15 protein-coding genes, 1 pseudogene and 1 riboswitch are annotated in these 16,539 nt (G+C 64.7%); of the genes and pseudogenes, 3 read left to right on the top strand and 13 right to left on the bottom strand.

Features of this window, described 5'->3' with window-relative positions:
- Positions 1-3: 3 nt before the first annotated feature.
- The 3 genes from HK353_RS07345 to HK353_RS07335 all read right to left on the bottom strand — a co-directional run bounded on the left by HK353_RS07345 (position 4) and on the right by HK353_RS07335 (position 4,288).
- Positions 4-1,122 (bottom strand): hypothetical protein, encoded by a 1,119-nt coding sequence (locus HK353_RS07345; protein ID WP_173154616.1) that lies wholly within the window; start codon positions 1,120-1,122, stop codon positions 4-6.
- A 183-nt stretch (positions 1,123-1,305) separates the two neighbouring features.
- Positions 1,306-3,564, bottom strand: a complete 2,259-nt coding sequence (gene betT, locus HK353_RS07340; RefSeq protein WP_173154613.1) for a choline BCCT transporter BetT — start codon at positions 3,562-3,564, stop codon at positions 1,306-1,308.
- Positions 3,565-3,742: 178 nt separating this feature from the next.
- The gene (locus HK353_RS07335) at positions 3,743-4,288 is read right to left on the bottom strand and encodes a hypothetical protein (RefSeq protein WP_173154610.1); all 546 of its coding nucleotides are present in this window, start codon (positions 4,286-4,288) and stop codon (positions 3,743-3,745) included.
- Positions 4,289-4,419: 131 nt separating this feature from the next.
- Between HK353_RS07335 and HK353_RS07330 the strand changes: the two genes are divergently transcribed.
- Positions 4,420-5,091 carry a metal-dependent transcriptional regulator gene (locus tag HK353_RS07330; RefSeq protein WP_173154607.1) on the top strand — a complete coding sequence of 224 codons (672 nt, stop codon included), beginning with the start codon at positions 4,420-4,422 and terminating at the stop codon, positions 5,089-5,091.
- Between the two features lie 66 nt (positions 5,092-5,157).
- On the opposite strand, the gene HK353_RS07325 is transcribed toward HK353_RS07330, so the two are convergent.
- From HK353_RS07325 to HK353_RS07295, 7 genes and pseudogenes are all read right to left on the bottom strand, one after another.
- Complete coding sequence (locus tag HK353_RS07325) at positions 5,158-5,652, bottom strand: hypothetical protein (RefSeq protein WP_173154604.1); 495 nt, start codon at positions 5,650-5,652, stop codon at positions 5,158-5,160.
- A 32-nt stretch (positions 5,653-5,684) separates the two neighbouring features.
- A riboswitch (SAM riboswitch) is annotated at positions 5,685-5,795 on the bottom strand.
- Positions 5,796-5,868: 73 nt separating this feature from the next.
- On the bottom strand, positions 5,869-6,078 hold the full coding sequence (locus tag HK353_RS07320) for a hypothetical protein (protein ID WP_173154601.1): 210 nt from the start codon (positions 6,076-6,078) through the stop codon (positions 5,869-5,871).
- Positions 6,079-6,634: 556 nt separating this feature from the next.
- A pseudogene (gene erm, locus HK353_RS17575) lies at positions 6,635-7,366 on the bottom strand (23S ribosomal RNA methyltransferase Erm); the annotation flags it as partial.
- Positions 7,367-7,933: 567 nt separating this feature from the next.
- Positions 7,934-9,436, bottom strand: coding sequence for an inorganic phosphate transporter (locus HK353_RS07310; protein ID WP_173154598.1), 1,503 nt, complete (start codon positions 9,434-9,436; stop codon positions 7,934-7,936).
- Between the two features lie 377 nt (positions 9,437-9,813).
- Complete coding sequence (locus HK353_RS07305; protein ID WP_173154595.1) at positions 9,814-10,410, bottom strand: HdeD family acid-resistance protein; 597 nt, start codon at positions 10,408-10,410, stop codon at positions 9,814-9,816.
- A gap of 257 nt (positions 10,411-10,667) precedes the next feature.
- Positions 10,668-11,450, bottom strand: a complete 783-nt coding sequence (locus HK353_RS07300; protein WP_173154593.1) for a glutamate racemase — start codon at positions 11,448-11,450, stop codon at positions 10,668-10,670.
- Complete coding sequence (locus HK353_RS07295; protein ID WP_173154590.1) at positions 11,447-12,124, bottom strand: HAD domain-containing protein; 678 nt, start codon at positions 12,122-12,124, stop codon at positions 11,447-11,449. The genes HK353_RS07300 and HK353_RS07295 overlap by 4 nt, the downstream gene beginning before the upstream one ends.
- A 133-nt stretch (positions 12,125-12,257) precedes the next feature.
- Here HK353_RS07295 and HK353_RS17450 point away from each other — a divergent pair, with 133 nt between their 5' ends.
- Complete coding sequence (locus tag HK353_RS17450) at positions 12,258-13,043, top strand: helix-turn-helix domain-containing protein (protein ID WP_173154587.1); 786 nt, start codon at positions 12,258-12,260, stop codon at positions 13,041-13,043.
- A 102-nt stretch (positions 13,044-13,145) separates the two neighbouring features.
- Here the strand turns inward: HK353_RS17450 and HK353_RS07285 are convergent, their stop codons facing one another.
- Positions 13,146-13,553: a VOC family protein gene (locus HK353_RS07285; protein WP_173154584.1), complete on the bottom strand. Its 408-nt coding sequence runs from the start codon at positions 13,551-13,553 to the stop codon at positions 13,146-13,148.
- Between the two features lie 80 nt (positions 13,554-13,633).
- Entirely contained in the window at positions 13,634-14,029 is a 396-nt protein-coding gene (locus tag HK353_RS07280; protein ID WP_173154581.1) for an acyl-CoA thioesterase, read from the bottom strand.
- 174 nt (positions 14,030-14,203) lie between these two features.
- Here HK353_RS07280 and HK353_RS07275 point away from each other — a divergent pair, with 174 nt between their 5' ends.
- Complete coding sequence (locus HK353_RS07275; RefSeq protein WP_173154578.1) at positions 14,204-14,566, top strand: response regulator transcription factor; 363 nt, start codon at positions 14,204-14,206, stop codon at positions 14,564-14,566.
- Between the two features lie 95 nt (positions 14,567-14,661).
- Here the strand turns inward: HK353_RS07275 and HK353_RS07270 are convergent, their stop codons facing one another.
- On the bottom strand, positions 14,662-16,518 hold the full coding sequence (locus tag HK353_RS07270; protein WP_342589850.1) for an XrtP-associated glycosyltransferase: 1,857 nt from the start codon (positions 16,516-16,518) through the stop codon (positions 14,662-14,664).
- Between the last annotated feature and the right edge of the window lie 21 nt (positions 16,519-16,539).

Below are 16,539 nucleotides of genomic sequence, written 5' to 3'. Positions count from 1 at the left end.
GGCTTAAGTATCCTCCTCCTGCGGAAGACGGCCGGTCGTGGCCAGAGAGGTGAGCGCTTCGGCGAACTTGTCTGCCTCGCTCGGGTCCCCGCCGATGAGTTCCATGTCCGGGCGGTCCCGGAAGTGCACCGAGGCGGTGTGCCCGGCTGGACGAAACTTGGTGCTGGCTCCGCGCAGCTGTCCGGGATGGGCCTGGTCGAGGATGCGGACCTGTCCTGGTCGGGTGGGCCCGGTCCCGGTGCTGGTGGGTGCGGCCAGGAGGAGCCGCTGGTTCGTGGCGGCGAGGATCTGCCCGGCCGGGTTCTCCCTGTCGGCGAAGTGGAGGATGAGGCTCTCGCCCGGGGTGAGCGTCGCCAGCAGAGACTGCAGCCGAGTTTCGTGGGCCGCATCGATCCGGTTGGTGACGCGGGCTCGAGCGACGGCGAACAGGCGCGCCGGTATGAGGGCCGCGGTGGTGATGAGGAGGCACACGGCGGTCACTGCCAGAGCCGCGACCGACGACACCGTGAGGATGTTCGAGGCCACGACGCCGATGGTGATCGCCAGAATCACGATGAGCACCGAGACGATGAGGAAGATCGCCCACAGCGTGCGATGGAAGGCATCGGCGATCGCGCCGAGGGTGAGGCTGAGGTTGACGGTGGCCCACAGCCCGAACAGCAGAGCGAAGGCCGGCAGCGGGGAAGCGGTGAGATCGCCCCAGACTGTGCCCGGAATTCCGGAGTCCTTCGCGAAGGCATGCCAGATGAAGGCGGCGATGACCCCGCAGACGGCCCACACCGGTCCGACGGCGAACACCCGAGGCCATGGGTTCCGGACGAAGGCGGTGGGCGGCTGCTTGCGTTTCACCCCATGGGGATCCGCTGCCTGCTGCGCACGGGCGGCGCTGCTGCCGGCGGGCGGTTTGTCCTCGTAGAAGACGAAGGCGGCGATGGCGGCGAAGAAGAACAGGACCAGTATCCCGATGTTCGGCGCCTGATTCGGGTTGATTCCCCTGAAACGATGATCGCTGAGTGGGTTGATACCGGCGTTGGCGAGGAAGAAAGCGATCGAGGCGAAGACGGCGAACCCGATCCCGAACACGAGAGTAGTACTGCCCCTGGAGCGTCGGTCCCTAGTCATGCCTCCATCCTCGCAGGAACGCAGCGAGCATGGGGCGCGAAGATGTTCCGGATCCGTTGCGTCGGAATGAATGCAGAAGGAGCGGTGACCATATCGGTCACCGCTCCTTCGATCGCTGTGTTCACCCCGTCGCCGAGGCGGCTGTGCACGGGTGGGCACGGCCGCCTCGGCGAGGGGTTTCACTCAGTGCTTCGGTTCCTCGATGTCCTCGACATCGTCGGCTTCCGTGGGCACCGCCGGAATCGAATCCGTGGTCGGCGGAGTCGGCGGAGTGACGACCGACTGGAACGAGTGCTCGTGCGAGTAGGCGAGGAACGACAGATGGTTCTCATACCGGTCGAGCACGTCGTCGATGATCTGCTGAGCGCTCAGACCCATGAGGTCGTAGCCTTCCGAACCGGTCTGTGTGAAGACCTCGATACGGAAGTACTTGTCGTCACCTCGTGGGGCGTTGCGGGCGCCGAACGACGGCACATTCGCCTCGATGGCTGCAGCTTCGTAGTGGAAGTCGCGCTGATCGCCCATGTCGACATTGAGCGTGTTCGACATGATCTCGTTGTCCTCGTCGAGGGTCTGGAGGTGTTCGACGGTGTAACCGAGTTCGCGGAACTCCTTGGCCACGGCCTCCAGGGACGGTCCGACCACCTCGGTGACGAAGCGTTCGACGGATTTCTTCGTCGGGTAGGACCGCAGGGTCGCCAGTCGCTGACGCCAGGTCTTCTCCGGAGCGCGTCCGCCGTGGGCGGCCGTGGTGCGGCGACGACGGATCCGGCCCTCGCGTTCGGCGCGCTCCATGCGCAGCACCTTCGAGAACGAGGCCATGACGAGATAGGCGATGATCGTCACCGGCAGGGCGAAGATCAACGTCGCGTACTCCATCGTGGTCACGCCGCCGGCGACGAGCATGGCGATCGTGAGCACCGCAGTGACCAGGGCCCAGAAGATGCGCAGCCACTTGGCTCCGTCCTCTTCCGGATTGGGAATCGAGGAGGAGAAGTTCGACATCACCATGGCGCCGGAGTTCGCGCTCGTGAGGTAGAAGAGCAGGCCGGACAGCGTGGCAAGGCCGATGAGGAACGTCGCTCCCGGGAACATCTCGAGCAGGTCGTACCAGCCCTGTTCCGGGGAGGCGATGGCCGTCTGCGCGAACTCATCGTTGCCGTTGAAGACTTCGGACAGCGCCGAGTTGCCGAAGATCGTGACGATGATGAAGTCACAGATGACGGGTGCGGTGATTGCGGCGATGACGAACTCACGCAGGGTGCGACCGCGGGAGATGCGGGCGAGGAACAGCCCGACGAAGGGACCCCAAGCGAGCCAGAAGGCCCAGAAGAACAGGGTCCAGCCACTCATCCATTCGGATCCGCCGTCGACATAGGCGAACGTCGACAGCGTGCGTTCGGGCAGGGTGAAGATGAAACGGCCGATGTTCTCGACCATGGCGTTGAGCAGGAAGGCGGTCTTGCCGGTGACGAGGATGTAGAGCATCATCGCCGCACACGACCAGAGGTTGAGCTCGGAGACGAGACGGATGCCCTTGTCCACGCCCGAGGTGCAGGCGGCGACGGTCATGACGACGGCCACGATGACGAGCGCGATCTGCAGGGCCAGTCCGGTTTCGAGACCGAAGAGAGTGGCGAACCCGACGTTGAGCAGGACGACGCCGATGCCCATCGAGGTGGCCACGCCGAAGACGGTGCCGACAAGGGCGAAGATATCGATGATGTCACCGGTGGCACCGCGCACGCGCTTGCCCAGCAGCGGGTAGAGCACCGCGCGGATCGACAGGGGCATCCCCCAGCGATAGGCGAAGTAGCCCATGGCCATGCCGAGCAGCGAGTACATCGACCAGCCGGCGATGCCGTAGTGGAACATCGTCCACACGACGGCGTCCTGTGCGGCGGCGGCCGATTCGGCTGTGGCGTTGACCGGTTCGAGGTACTGGGTGATCGGTCCGGTCACCGAGTAGAAGAGCATGTCGATGCCGACGCCTGCGGCGAAGAGCATCGCGACCCAAGTGAAGAGGTTGTACTGCGGACGGGAGTGGTCCGGGCCGAGCCTGACGCCGCCTTCCTTGGACAGCGCGACCCAGAGGACGAAGCCGATGACGACGGTGACGGTGACGACGTAGAACCAACCGAGGTTCTCTGCGATCCAGTCCACGACGGTCTTCATCGTCGACTGTGCCTGGCCCGGCATCAGCATGGCCCAAACGGAGAAGGCGAGGATGATGAGGGAGGCGACGATGAAGACTCGCCAGTTGACCCTGGAGCCGCGTTCGTCGGAGAGCTCCTCCGGGCCCTTGCTCATCTCCGTGCTGTCGATCGGAGCGCGCTTCTCAGGATCGACGTCCCTGCTGATTCTCGTGGCCCGGTCGGTTCCGCCGAATCGTTCGCGTTCGACGACTGGGCGCTTCAACGTCTCTTCGTTCGGATCCTGCACGCATTGACCTCCGCTAGACAATAAGGACTGGGCCCGAAATTGGGCCCGGTCTATTCTACGGTTGGAGGATTTTCACAAAGGCAACACCCCCTCTTTTCAGGAACTTGACTAAGCTGCTGGGCGTCCAGTCGGGCAGGGCACGGGAGCCGGTTCGAACGGGTCCGAAGGGTGGAAGGGATCATGTCCGGGAGCGGGCGGCCACCTCGTTGATGGTGTCGACGAAACGCCGCGCCTCCGGGGGAGTGGTTTCCTCCAATCGCATCGACGATCCGACGTGCAGCTCCACGGTCACGGTTGCGCGTTCGCGGAAATCCTCTGCTCGGACGGCGCCGACCTGCCGAGCAGCCGCCTCTGAGAGCTGGGCGACGGAGCCCCCAGCATCGGTGCGCACTCGCATGATCCGCTGGTCGGTGAGGATGAGCAGATCGGTATCGAACGGCGGCAGGCTCCGCAGCCGCGCGTACTCGATCTCTCCGGGGCGGAACAAGCCGGTCGCGACGGCCGCCTCTGATTGTGGTCGCTGGTCGCCCGGGGTGGGCGCCCCTCGCCGTGATGATGATAGGGATGCGGTCTTGCCGGCTTTCGCCCAGCGGCGGAATGCACGAAACGGCGACCAGAAGTGTGTGGGGGAGGGGTCGTCGGGAAGGGCGGGCGGTACCGACCCTGTTCGGTCGGCGTTGTCGGTTGGGTGAACCGAGTCGGAGGGGAGGGAATGGGAGGTCATGAATGTGATTCTGGCAGGGCCGCCTCGGCGATGGGGTGGGGCGATCGTAATCGTTTGGGAACATCTGTGTCCGATTGCTCATTTCGGGTGAAGTTCCGGGCGAGGTGATGCGTCCGTGGGATACTGGGGGCATGCGTGCAGGTGAAGTCTCCGAGGTCAGTCAGGACTACCTCAAGGCCATCTGGTCGGCTCAGGAATGGGGCGGGGATCCGATGACGGCCACCGAGCTCGCGAAGCGGTTCGGAACGACGAAGGCCAATGCCACCGAGGTGCTCAAGCGACTCGACGAACTCGGTCTCATCGTTCGCGTCCCATATAAGCCACCGGTGCTCACCGAGCAGGGCAAGGCGATCGCCCTGTCGATGGTGCGCAGGCACCGGCTCATCGAGACGTTCCTCGTGAAGTCGCTCGGCTACGGTTGGGACGAGGTCCACGACGAGGCCGAGATCCTCGAGCATGCAGCCTCCGATCGGCTCATCGATCGCATCGACGCGTTCCTCGGCCACCCGACGTCCGACCCGCACGGCGATCCGATCCCGGGACCGGACGGGCGCGTGGATTCCCACACGCCCACCCTGCTCGCCGAGGCGAGTCCCGGTCGGTATCAGGTGCTGCGGGTCTCCGATGCCGACCCTGTTGTTCTCGGGAAGCTCGCCGAGGCGGGGGTGCTGCCCGATGTCGCGCTCGACGTCGTCGATCGCACCGATGATGCGGTGACCGTGGACATCGGCGGGAAACGGGAGACGATCGCTGCCGCGCTCGCCGCGGCAGTGTATCTGGATGCGGCTTCCTCGGCGAGTTGACCGAGTCGGATCTGTTGATCCGACCGGCAGTGGTGTTTGGGTTCGGTGAGGTCAGAGACCCTCTGCTCAGTTGTTGCTTCGCGGGCGTGGGAACTTCGGTTCAGCCCGCAGCAGTGTCAGGGTCGTGGCCGCGTGAGCGTCGAAACCTTCGGCGAGGAAGAGTTTCGGCCAGTCGCCCCAGAGTTCTGATTCATACGGGGTGCCGGGCAGGTAGGTTCCGTGCCTGTTCTGCCGATGCCTCGGGTGGGACCGGAATGCCGTTCTGGGAATGAATTGCAGCGTGTCGAACAGGGTCTGATAGAGCACCGGTGTGAAGCCATCACTGCGAGCAGCATCGGCAGTGCTCACCCAGCCGGGTCCGGCAATCGGAATGCCCTGTTTGATCGCCGAACTCATCTGAGCTTTGATGCCGGCGCGTTGCGGGTCGGGGGAGTGGTGGAGGAGGACCTTCGACCAATGCAGTGCCTCCGCGGGGTCGAAGCCCGGCCACTGTTCGGCGGCCCTGCGGCTTTTGTCGGAGTCGTTGTGGAAGTCGGCGAAGTCGTCGAAGTCTGCGGACATGGCAAACCGTCCTTCTCGGGCGCAGCGGCCCGGATCGAAGCTTGCCCGAGCGGTCGGCGCGGGCCCGTTCTTCCCCTGGGGCACCCGGTCGATGACGGGTTGCCGTGTGGCCGGCCAGGTACCGATGGCCACAGCTCGCGAACGTGATTTCAGTGTAGACGGAGGGCCTGACACAAGCTTTGCGCCGGTGATCTCCGTGGCCGGCCGAGGAGGGATCTAGACGAGTCCTTCTTCATCGGCGTCGGCGGCCGATGACCAGAATCGGGGATCGTGGTCCTCGATGGTTTCCCCGCAGTCGACACAGGTGCGGAATTCGATGGTTCCGTCGGAGTTGAGTCGACCCGGTGTCAGACTGCTGCTCTCGTCGAATCCAGGACACCACCCATTGATGAAGCGTCTGATGTGAGTGCCGCGTTCATTGTCCATTCCGGCTGACCTCTCGACCGAATGCGCAGTGCGTGGACCTGCTGTCTTCAGTCTACGAGCGCCGGCAGTCGACGAAGATGAACTTCCGGAGAAGACGGAGAAGACGGAGGAGCCGTCGGTGTCGTGGTCCGTCGGCGCATCGGCATGGAGGAGCAGGGGCCGGACAACGCCCCGGTCCGACGGGGAAACGTCGGACCGGGGCGTCGGAGACTCACCTGCGCGGCAGGTTCCACCTCGGCTGGGGCTGCTGCGGTTTCTGATGCTGATTCATGAAACCGCGTTCGGCCTGCAGATGACCCTTGTCGTGGCTTTTCGCCTTGGGGTCGGTGCCCGGGATGGAGGCCTGCAGCTTTTCGGTCGCCGGTTTGGCGCCGACGGTGGGCATCTCCCCGGTGATCAACGGTGTCTGCGGGGCCGCCTCGGTGATGGGGTTCTGTTTGGGTGCTTTGCTGTTTCGCATGGTCTTTCCCTTCTTCGCGTTCTTCGGTTGTTTCGCGGTATCCGCGCTCTTCCGATCGCCCGAGCCCTTCTGGTCGGGATCGGCGGCCAGTTCGGTGAACAGTCCGGTCCACTGGGTGGGGGTGAGGTCTTTGGGCAAGGTGTCTCCTTTGATGTCGTTGCGGTCCATGGTCGATTGCAGAGTGCGCTGATCGGTGATGCTCATCGTCGAGAGGATTCCTTTCATGCCTCGCCCGCGACCGGTGAAGACCGAACGGACGAACTGTTGATAATCGGATCGAGCATTGGCTGGAATCGATCCGGTGGGACAGCGATCGATGGTGAGGATTCCGCCATCGACGCTGGGTTTCGGGGTGAACGCGTCGGCGGGGACGCGGGTGACGAGGCGGAAGTCGAACCACGGGGTCCATTGCGCGGTCATCATGGTCGATCCGCCGATTCCTGCGCGTTTGCGGGCGACCTCCCATTGGGTGAGCAGGATCGCCTGCTGCCAGCTCCCGGAGCGCAGGAGCCTGCGGAGGATGGGAGTGGTGAGGTGGAACGGCAGATTGCCGACGATGACCGGCCGGTCGAGCCGGGTGGTCAGGATGTCGGCGTGTCGGACCTCCGCCCGCGGGTACGTGTCTTCAAGGTGATCCAACCTCGTTTCGTCGATCTCGACGAGTGTGAGCTTTCGACCGAGCCGGTAGAGCTCGGCGGTGACTGCGCCATCGCCGGGGCCGATCTCCATGATCGGTCCGGAGGTGGAGCGAGCCAGGCTCGCAATCGTGTCGATAGTGGTGGATGAGCGCAGAAAGTTCTGGCCGAGTTCATGCCGCCCGCCGTGAATAGATCTTGGGGCCGAGCGCGAGCGGGACTGACTGCGGGTAAAACGGTGTCGTGACGTGTGGGGTCGCAATGGGATGTGCTCCAAAAGGAAGATGGAGGCACCCGAGGCAGCGCAATGATGGTGAGTCAGTTCGATTCTCGATGACCCGCTTGATTATGGTGATCGACGTGGTCAGTGAATCGGAAAGGGATCAGCCGATTGACGCATCGCCCGGATGCCGAGGGCTCTCCGGGAGGACAACGCGCTTGCAGAGCAGATCAGGGTGACCGTCGTCGGTCAGCCGATCGCAGAGGAATTCGTCAGGCGCGCTGTCAGGCGCTGCGGTGACGAATGTAGAAGCAAGGCGCAGTCATTGCGCTGCTGTTCAATGTTCCCATGTCGATCAAGGTAGCACAGGGAGTTCTGCCGAGACCAGGGCTCGGATTAAAAAAACACCCCGCCGACTTCGTGTGGAAGTCGGCGGGGCGGAAGGTCGGATCCGTTCGAAGTGATGTCTCGAACTGATGTCTCGAAGCGGTGTCTCGAACGCGGTCCGGTGAACGCTTGTGAAGCGTTTGTGTCAGTGGGTCAGCCCATCAGGGTGCGCAGGGCGATGACGCCGACCGAACCGATGACTGCGGCGGCCGGAAGGGTGATGACCCACGCCAGCGCGATCGGCTTCATGAGCTTCCAGTTCGCCGAACGGTTGACCAGTCCGACACCGATGATCGCACCGATGAGGATATGCGTCGACGACACCGGCAGACCACTCACCGAGGCGGCCATGACGATTCCCGCGGCAGCGAGCTCGGCGGCGAATCCGGAGGCCGGGTGGATCTCGGTGAGGTTCGTGCCGACCGTTGCGATGACCTTGCGGCCGATGAACCAGAGACCGACGATGAGGGCGATGCCGCAGGTGAGCATGGCCGCGAACGGCACGGTCGCCTCGCCGTGCATGTTGCCGGTGCGGAGCACATCGAGGACGGCGGCGAAGGGGCCGACGGCGTTGGCGATGTCGTTCGAACCGTGGCTGAAGGCGAATGCGGAGGCGGTGAACACCTGCATCCAGGAGAACAGGATGTACGTCGCGCGGGGAACCGTCTGGTTGCGCAGGGTCTTGGCGAAGACGAACACCGCCAGCCACACGGCCGCGCCGATCATCGCCATGATGAGCAGACCGCCGACGGTGGACACGCTCATGTCGAGGTTCTTCAGACCCTTGAACAGCAGCATCGCGGTGATGATGACCGCACCGACGGCGGCGATGAGGGGAACCCACCGCTGCAGGGCCGAGTGTGTGCCGATCGATCCTCCCTCGGCGGGGACATCCTCGGCGGCGGCGTCGATCTGCGCGTCGACGGATCCCTCGGCTGCGGAGACCGGGGCGAGCATATGCGGCTTGAGTGTGTGCGACAGCGTCTTGCCGAGCACGTACTTCTTGATCAGCCCGTAGATGACGAACGCGGCGAGTCCGCCGAGGGCGGGAGACAGCACCCAGGAGATCGCGATCTGGCCGACCTCGGACCACTGCACCATGGCGAATCCGCCGGTACCGGTGACGAAGCCGATCGTCAGGGACGCACCGATGATGCCGCCGATGATGGCGTGCGTCGTCGACACCGGCCAACCCATCCGAGTCGCCACGAGCAGCCAGACTGCCGCGCCGAGGAGGGCCGCCATCATGATGAACGCGAAGTCCATCGGGTTGATCGCCACTCCGCTGAGGTCGACGATTCCGCTCTTGATGGTGTCGGTGACGTCACCGCCGGCCAGAAGCGCGCCGCTGACCTCGAAGACTGCGGCGATGAGCAGTGCCTGCTTCATCGTCAGGGTGCCGGCGCCGACGGAGGTGCCGAATGCGTTGGCGACATCGTTGCCGCCGATGTTGAAGGCCATGAAGGCACCGAAGATGACCGTGGTGATGAGCACCAAGCGGGGCGCATCACGCCCCACGAAGTCGAACGACCACAGGGTGAAGGCGATGAGAGTGATCGCCAGCAGGCCGCCGAAGGCCAGATGCCAGAGACGGTCGTTGCTGCGGCCGACGGCAGGTGGCGGAGTGTGGCGCTCCGGTGCCAGAACCTGGGTCATTCGTTCTCCTCGCGAGTTTCAGTCGATATGGCAGTGTCTGTCTGCCTCCATGATTCGCAGGGCGGATGACCGCCAGGTTACGCGGAAGATGAATGTACGGTTAACTCCGGTTGCGAGCCTCACGAAATGCTCATGCACAATCGGTGCTTTTCGCCTTCCGTTCACGCAATGTTCCAGGTCAGGTGCTACAAAAACGGGCTTTCGCGCACCGGACGGCTGGGTGTGCCGGAGATAGAAATTCATATTGTGACAATGACCACTTCAGGCCGAATCGGGTGCGTAAATCAGTCAGCAGCGGGTGCGTGAAAAGCCCGGATCTGCACATGTGCGGATCCGGGCTCTGTCGAAAGGGGAACAGCTCGCCGAGGCGGCCGGCCTCAGTCGATGATCTCCCCGCGGATGACATCGCCGCCACCGTCATCGGGGCGATTGCGGTACGGGTCGGTTCTCATCTGCCGATCGACCCGGCGCAGGCGACGGCCGAGGGCGATGAGGGCGATGCCGACGAGGATGATGAACCCGGCGAGGGTGAAGATCAGCGCGGTCACCCCGGCACCCGGGGCGAAGAGGAAGAAGCCGCCGAGGATGGTGCCCAGCACCCCGATGACGGTGAGTGCCCACCAGGTTCTGACCCCCATCCGACGCAAGAAGAAGGACGTGGTGAGCGCGAGGAAGCTGAAGAAGATGATTGCGAATCCGGTCAGCACCGTGACCATGGATGCGAACAGCATCGGGGTGAAGAAGATGAGCACACCGAGGAGGATGAGCAGGACCGCGCGTGTGACCATGCTGCCGGTGCGGCCTCCCGGCGGTGCGAAGACGAGGGAGGAGATGGCGATGACGGCGAGCCAGCAGGCGAAGATCCGCACGACCACCTCGGCGGAGGTGCCCGGCCACACCATCATCAGCGCACCCATCACGAGGGCGATGACGCCGTTGACGATGACTGTTCTTCCCGTGCGCTTGAGGTCCATGCGTACAGCCTAGTCCTCGGGTTTGGGCAGACGCTGAAGACAGCGGGCAGGGCTGTTGCCAGGTGCGCCTCCTGATCGGCGGAGTCGGACCGTGCGGTCGAATCCGAGGTGGTCCGCTCTCCGAGTGCCACAAGTGCGGTGAGGATACTGAGCGCCGACATGTCCAATCGCCTCCTTTGGCGATTGACTGTCCGGTCTGTTCTACGCCTGTGCGGCGCGGAAAGACCCGGCTCGGAGGGAATGCGAAGGCGGGGTGCTCAGGCCTCGCGGGCGAGCAGTCGTTTGCCGGCCGGGTAGGCATCGAGGGCGCGGGGCAGGCTGACGCGGCGGCCGGAGGCGAAGGTTGCGAGCACCTGACCCGTGCCCGTCTGATCCTCGCCGACTCCGGCGGGTTCGAGGCCGATGCGGCGCAGGGTCTGCTTGGCCACCGGCATGGGGGAGTCGAAGACGGTGAGGGCTCCGGCCCGGGCGGCCATGATCCGGTCGGCGACGAGCCCGTAATGGGTGCAGCCGAGCACCACGGTCTCCATTCCCGGTCCCATCTGGGTGAAGGCATCCTCGATGGCGGTGTCGATCTTCTCCAGATCGGCGACGTTGATGGCCTCGGCCAATCCCGGGCAGGCGACCTTGGCCACGTGCAGGTCGGCGGCGAAGGAATCGATGAGATTCTGCTGATACTCACTGCCCGTTGTCGCCGGTGTCGCCCAAATCGCGAAACCCTGGCCGGTGCCGGCGGCCATCTTCACTGCCGGGACGGTGCCGATGACGGGAATAGCGGGTTCGTAGCGGGCACGGACGGCCTCGAGGGCCTGCACCGAGGCGGTGTTGCAGGCGATGACGATGGCGTCGGGTTCCCATTCGGCGAGCACCCCGGCCGAATGCAGGGCCCGCTGTTCGAGGGTGTCGGTGCTCAGGCTGCCGTACGGGGTGAAGTCCGGGTCCATCGCGAGGACGAGATCCGCGTCGGGAGCGAGGTTGAACAGCGCGTCGGCGGTGCCGAGGAGTCCGAGTCCGGAATCGAGCAGGCCGATGCGCGTCATGAAGTTCCCTTCGGGTCGGATGTCGTCGAGGCTTGGGTCTTCGACTTGGTGTTCGTCGGGTCGCCGACTTGAGGACCGCCGGTCTTCGGATCGGCGGTCTTCGAATCGCCGGTTTTCGGGTAGGCGAACTCCCGGATCTCCTTGAGATGGGCCTTCGTCAGGCCGTGGGAGAAGTCCGGGGCGATGAGTTTGAGGCGGTTGGGCGAGTAGTGCGTGAGGAAGTATTCGCGGGTGGCCGGCCACGCCAGGTCGTCGTCGATCCAGATCGCGCGCCCGTGCTCGTGAGTGGCCAGCCAGTCCTCCATAGCGCGCGCCTTCCACCACTGCTGCGGGTCATGAGCGAAGCGGTTGTGGGTCTCATCGGGCATTTCGATGACGTCGAAGGAGTTGCGCAGACCGAACTTCGGTTCGAGTTCGGACTTGCACCGCTGCGACCAGGTCGAGAGCCACACGACGTCGACCTCATGGGTCTCGACGATACGGTCGAAGAATTCGACGACGGAGGGCCGGTAGTGGAGTTCGTAATGCCACGCGTGGAGTTTCTTCCGACCCTCTGCCATGCTGCGCAGCTTGGGTACCGGGTAGGAGTTGAGGACACCGTCGACATCGAGGAAGACCGTGACATGGCGAGCCTGCCTGCGCGCCGATACCGGCGCTGCGGATGCTGCAGCCATCATTCCTTCCCATGAGCTCGGGCGTTCGGTCTCGATCGGGGCCGTCTACGCGTTATTCTGGGGGCAGATCGCGCCGCCCGCACCAGATGAACACAGACGAGTTTACCGCCGAGAGCGTCAGGAGGCCGAGTCCGTGTACCGCGAAACCCGGATCCCACGCCTGCGGGCGAGCCTATGGGTCTCCGTTCCAGACAAGGTGCATTCCCTCACCGAGGTTTCTTCCCTCGCCGAGGCTGATTCGCTCGCCGAAGTGGCCGACCCCGACAGCGGGAATCCGGCTGACGGGCTATCTGCCGCGCATGCTGCGGCTCCGTCGCTCATCGCTCCCGACGGGTGCATGGACCTCATCGTCATCGACAACCGGATCATCATCGCCGGTGCCGATTCCACGGCCCGGATGTTCCACGGTTCGGCCGCCCCGACCGTGGGCCTGCGCTTCGACTCGGGCGTACTTCCGCAGCTGCTGACCACCTCGGCGGGAGAACTGGCCGACCGGGTGACGCCGCTCGAGGCCGTGATCGGCGGCGGGCATGCCAGGGGCCGGAATGTCGGTGGGGGAGGGGCCGCCTCGGTGACGGGATCTGCCCGTGTCCTGCTCGACACGGCCTGCGGACTGACGGACCGAGCTCCACTGGACCCGCGTCCGATGGCCCTGGCCCGGGCCTTGGCTGTGCGCTCGAATTCGCCGGCCCGGACCGTCACCGAGGCGGCCGCGGAGTTCGCGTATTCACCGCGGCAGCTGCGCCGACTGAGCGCGGAATGGTTCGGCTACGGACCCAAGCACCTGGCGAAGATCCTGCGCTGGCAGGCCGCACGAGACCTCATCGATGCGGGGCGGTCGCGGACAGCGGCCGCGGCCGAGGTCGGGTATGCCGACGCCGCTCACCTGCGGCGGGACGAGCGCTCGCTCATCGGGTGAGGGCGCTCTTGGCGTTCGTTCCGTAATTTCGATCCCTCTAGAGCTACCCGACGGCGGCCCAGCAACCTCGCGCCAGGTTGCTGGGCCGCCGTCGGGTAGCAATTAGGAGTTGAGGGCGGCGAAGAGGTCGACCTTGTTGCCGTCGGGGTCGGAGACCACGGCGTAGCGCTGTCCCCAGAACGCGTCCCAGGGTTCGTGGACGATTCCGGCCACGGGGTCGCTTCCCCCGTCGCCGCGCCCGGTGAGCTTGGCGAATGTCGCATCGACCGCCTCGGCGGTGGAGCAGTCGAAGGCCAAGGACATCTTGTGTCCGCCGGTCGGGCGGGTCCATTCGGGATCGATGCCGAGGATGACCGCCTCGGTGTCGAGGAGGATCCGCAGGGATCCGGAGGTGAACTCGGTGTGTGGGGCGTCCGGGCCGCCGTCGGCGAGCTCGAGGCCGAGCGCGGAGTAGAAGGTGATGGCGGCGGGCGTGTCTGAGGTTATGATCGAGATCGCGGCGAGTTTCATGACTTCAGGCTATGCGGACGGTTGGTGGCGCGGCTTGAACGAATCGGCCATCATTGCCATCCAAGCGAGCGGTTCGCGCCTTAGTCCTGCAGGTAGGGCTCGAAGACCGCCCGCAGCTCGGGCGTGAGCGGGGTGGGCTTCTGCGAGTCCCGGTCGATGTGGACGAGCACGCAGTCGTGGTCGAAGACCTGACGTCCCTCCTGGTCGCCGCGAGTGTTGACCGTGAACGAGGAGTTGCCGAGCTTCTTCACCGTCACCGTCATCTTCAGTTCGGGGCCGTACATGACGGGCACGAGGTAGTCGATGGTCTGGCGGGCGACAAGCAGTCCGCCGCCGGTGATGTGTCCGGCCCGGATCTCGTGCATCCAGCGCACGCGGCATTCCTCGATGAGGGTGATCATCCGTGCGTTGTTGACGTGGCCGAGCAGGTCCTGATCCGACCAGCGCACTTCGGGTGAGAGTTCGAAAGTGGCCATGACTGCCTCCAGGAGCTGATTGGGAATGGTGACTTAACGAGCGTTCTACAGTTAACCAGGTGCTCGGTAGCAACGGAAATCTCACCTCTGCCGGTGCAGAGAAGACTAAGCTGTTGAGCGAACGCTGGAGTCCAGGTGCGGCAGTCTGAGCCGGAAGTGAGGGAATGGGGCGGTATGGATTCGAAGAACGCATTGGTCATCGAAGACGATGACGATATCCGCCGACTGCTCGAGGTCGTACTGGAACAGAGTGGATACACCGTCGAATCGGTGGCGACGGGCAAGCTCGGACTCGAACGCTTCGACGAGGTCGAACGCACTCTCATCACCGTCGACCTCGGTCTGCCCGATATCGACGGTCTTGAACTCCTCCGGCAGATCCGACCCCGCACCGTGGCGACGATCCTAGTGATCAGCGCCCGGGCAACCCAGCGAGACAGCGACGCCAGCGTCGAGGCCGGGGCCGATGCCTTCCTCACCAAACCGTTCAAACCACGCGAGATACGCGAATTCCTGCAGGAGATGGACACGGAGTGAGCCGGATGAGCTGATCGCCGAGGCGCTTCAGCGGCTGTCGTCAGGCGGCACCTGCCGAATCTCGGTACCGGCCCGGACGAGCGCCCGCCCGGTCCTCAGTGCTGGCCGCGGGTCGGCAGGTCGAGGAAGCGGGCGCGGATCTCGACGATCGTATCGTCTCCGACGCGGGCCAGGCGCGGCAGTGCGGCGCGGGCGGCATCGAATTCGCGGCTCTCGACCAGCGTCGTGAAGTCTTCGGCCGCGACCTGCAGTCGGCGTGCCCCGACCATTGTCGACGCCACCCGGATGCTGGCGATCGCATCGCTGATTCCCAGCACATCCTCGGCGGCCACGGCCAACTGCAGATTCGCCAGACGGCGGGGCCAGATGAGGGCGAACCGGGACACGATCTCCACGGCGTATTCGTCCCTGCCTTCGAGCTCCTCGGCGAGTTCGGTGAGGCTGCTCTGGTCGAGCAGCGGAACGACCCGCAGCGCTACCGGGGTGAAGGTCGAGGTGACGAGCACGTCGTCGGCGTTGCGCTTCGTCTTCGCCCACGAATTCCGGCCGGTGACCATGCGGGCGATCGCGCGGGGATAGTAGAAGTACGTGAAGTACACGTAGACGAGATACCCCAACCCCAGCAGCACCGAGGCAGTCCGACCGATGGGCTCGGGACCCCACCGTCGGTAGAGCGGGCCCCATAGGGCATAAGGGAGAACGACGAAGACGAGCCCGGTGAGGACGATGATCCAGGTCGCGGCATCACTGACGAATCCGAAGAATCCTTGGGCGATCGCGACGGCGGTGACGATCGGGATGAGCAGAAGGTTGAGCATCATCAGCCACGGTTGGCTCATGAAATAGTGGATCTCGACGAACCCGGGGAATCTCAGGACGCGGCTCCTGCGCAGTGCAGGCAGATTCGATGCGCACTCCATGATTCCCTGTCCCCACCTCGTCCGTTGGGTGAGCAGCCTGCGGAAGTAGGGCAGCGCCTCCTGGGACACATGGGCCTGCGGGAAGTATCCGTTGCGGAAACCGCGGGTGAGGATATTGAGTCCGAGTTCGTAATCCTCGCTGAGCTTGTTGCCCCACGGTTCCCCGTGGTCTTCGGTCAAGGCGTCGAGGACGGTCAGCCGGGTGAACTGCCCGTTGCCGCCCATGCCGACGGTGCCTGTGGTCACGCGCAGCTGCTGCATCGCCGAATTCGACGTGCGGAACTCGATGTCCTGCATCCGGACGAGGAACCGCCCGAGGAGATTGAGATACCGGCTGCGGCCGGGGCGTGGCTGCTTGTCGCCGCGGTTCTTCATCCACACTTCGAGCTGGGCTGCGCCGAGGGAGTCATCGCCGAAGCCCGCCGGTCCCGAGAGCACGGCCAGAGCATTGTCGGAGAGGAACCCGTCGGCGTCGAGGACCCCGATGACCGCACGAGCACGGTCGGCAGGATCAGCACCGACGTACTCGGACACCGAGAGGTATGCCGCATTGAGTGCCTTGCCTTTCCCCGTCCGTGCCTCGGGCAGGACCCGGGAGATGAGATGGGTCCGGTCGTCGACGTCCATGATGTCGGTGACGATGGCGGCGGTGGAGTCTTCGCTGGCGTCGTCGATGACCCAGATGTGCGCGGTGGGGAAGGACGTCCGTGCGGCCGAGACCGTCTCGGCGATGACGGATTCCTCATCACGGCAGGGGATGAGGAAATGCCAGGTGAAGTCCGTCGGGTCACCGGCGTCGACGGCCATCTGCCGGACATAGGCGATGAGCAGCAGGCTGACGTAGGCCAGTGAGAGAGAGGCCGTGATCGTAATGGTGATGAGTGCGATGTCGAACCACCAGTACTCGCCGAGGCGGCCGAAGGATCCGGAGAAGCAGAAGATGTAGGCCGCAAGCACTCCGTAGACGAGGGACAGAACCACCGCGAGCGGTCCGATCTGCCTCGTCGAGGAGCGGCTGTCGTGTCCGGTCACGGTCGGGTACCTTCGTTTCGG

Source organism: Brevibacterium permense (assembly GCF_013280495.1).
GTDB classification, from domain to species: Bacteria; Actinomycetota; Actinomycetes; order Actinomycetales; family Brevibacteriaceae; genus Brevibacterium; species Brevibacterium permense.
The sequence above is the reverse complement of the archived record's forward strand: the minus strand, read 5'-3'. Positions and strand labels throughout refer to the sequence as shown.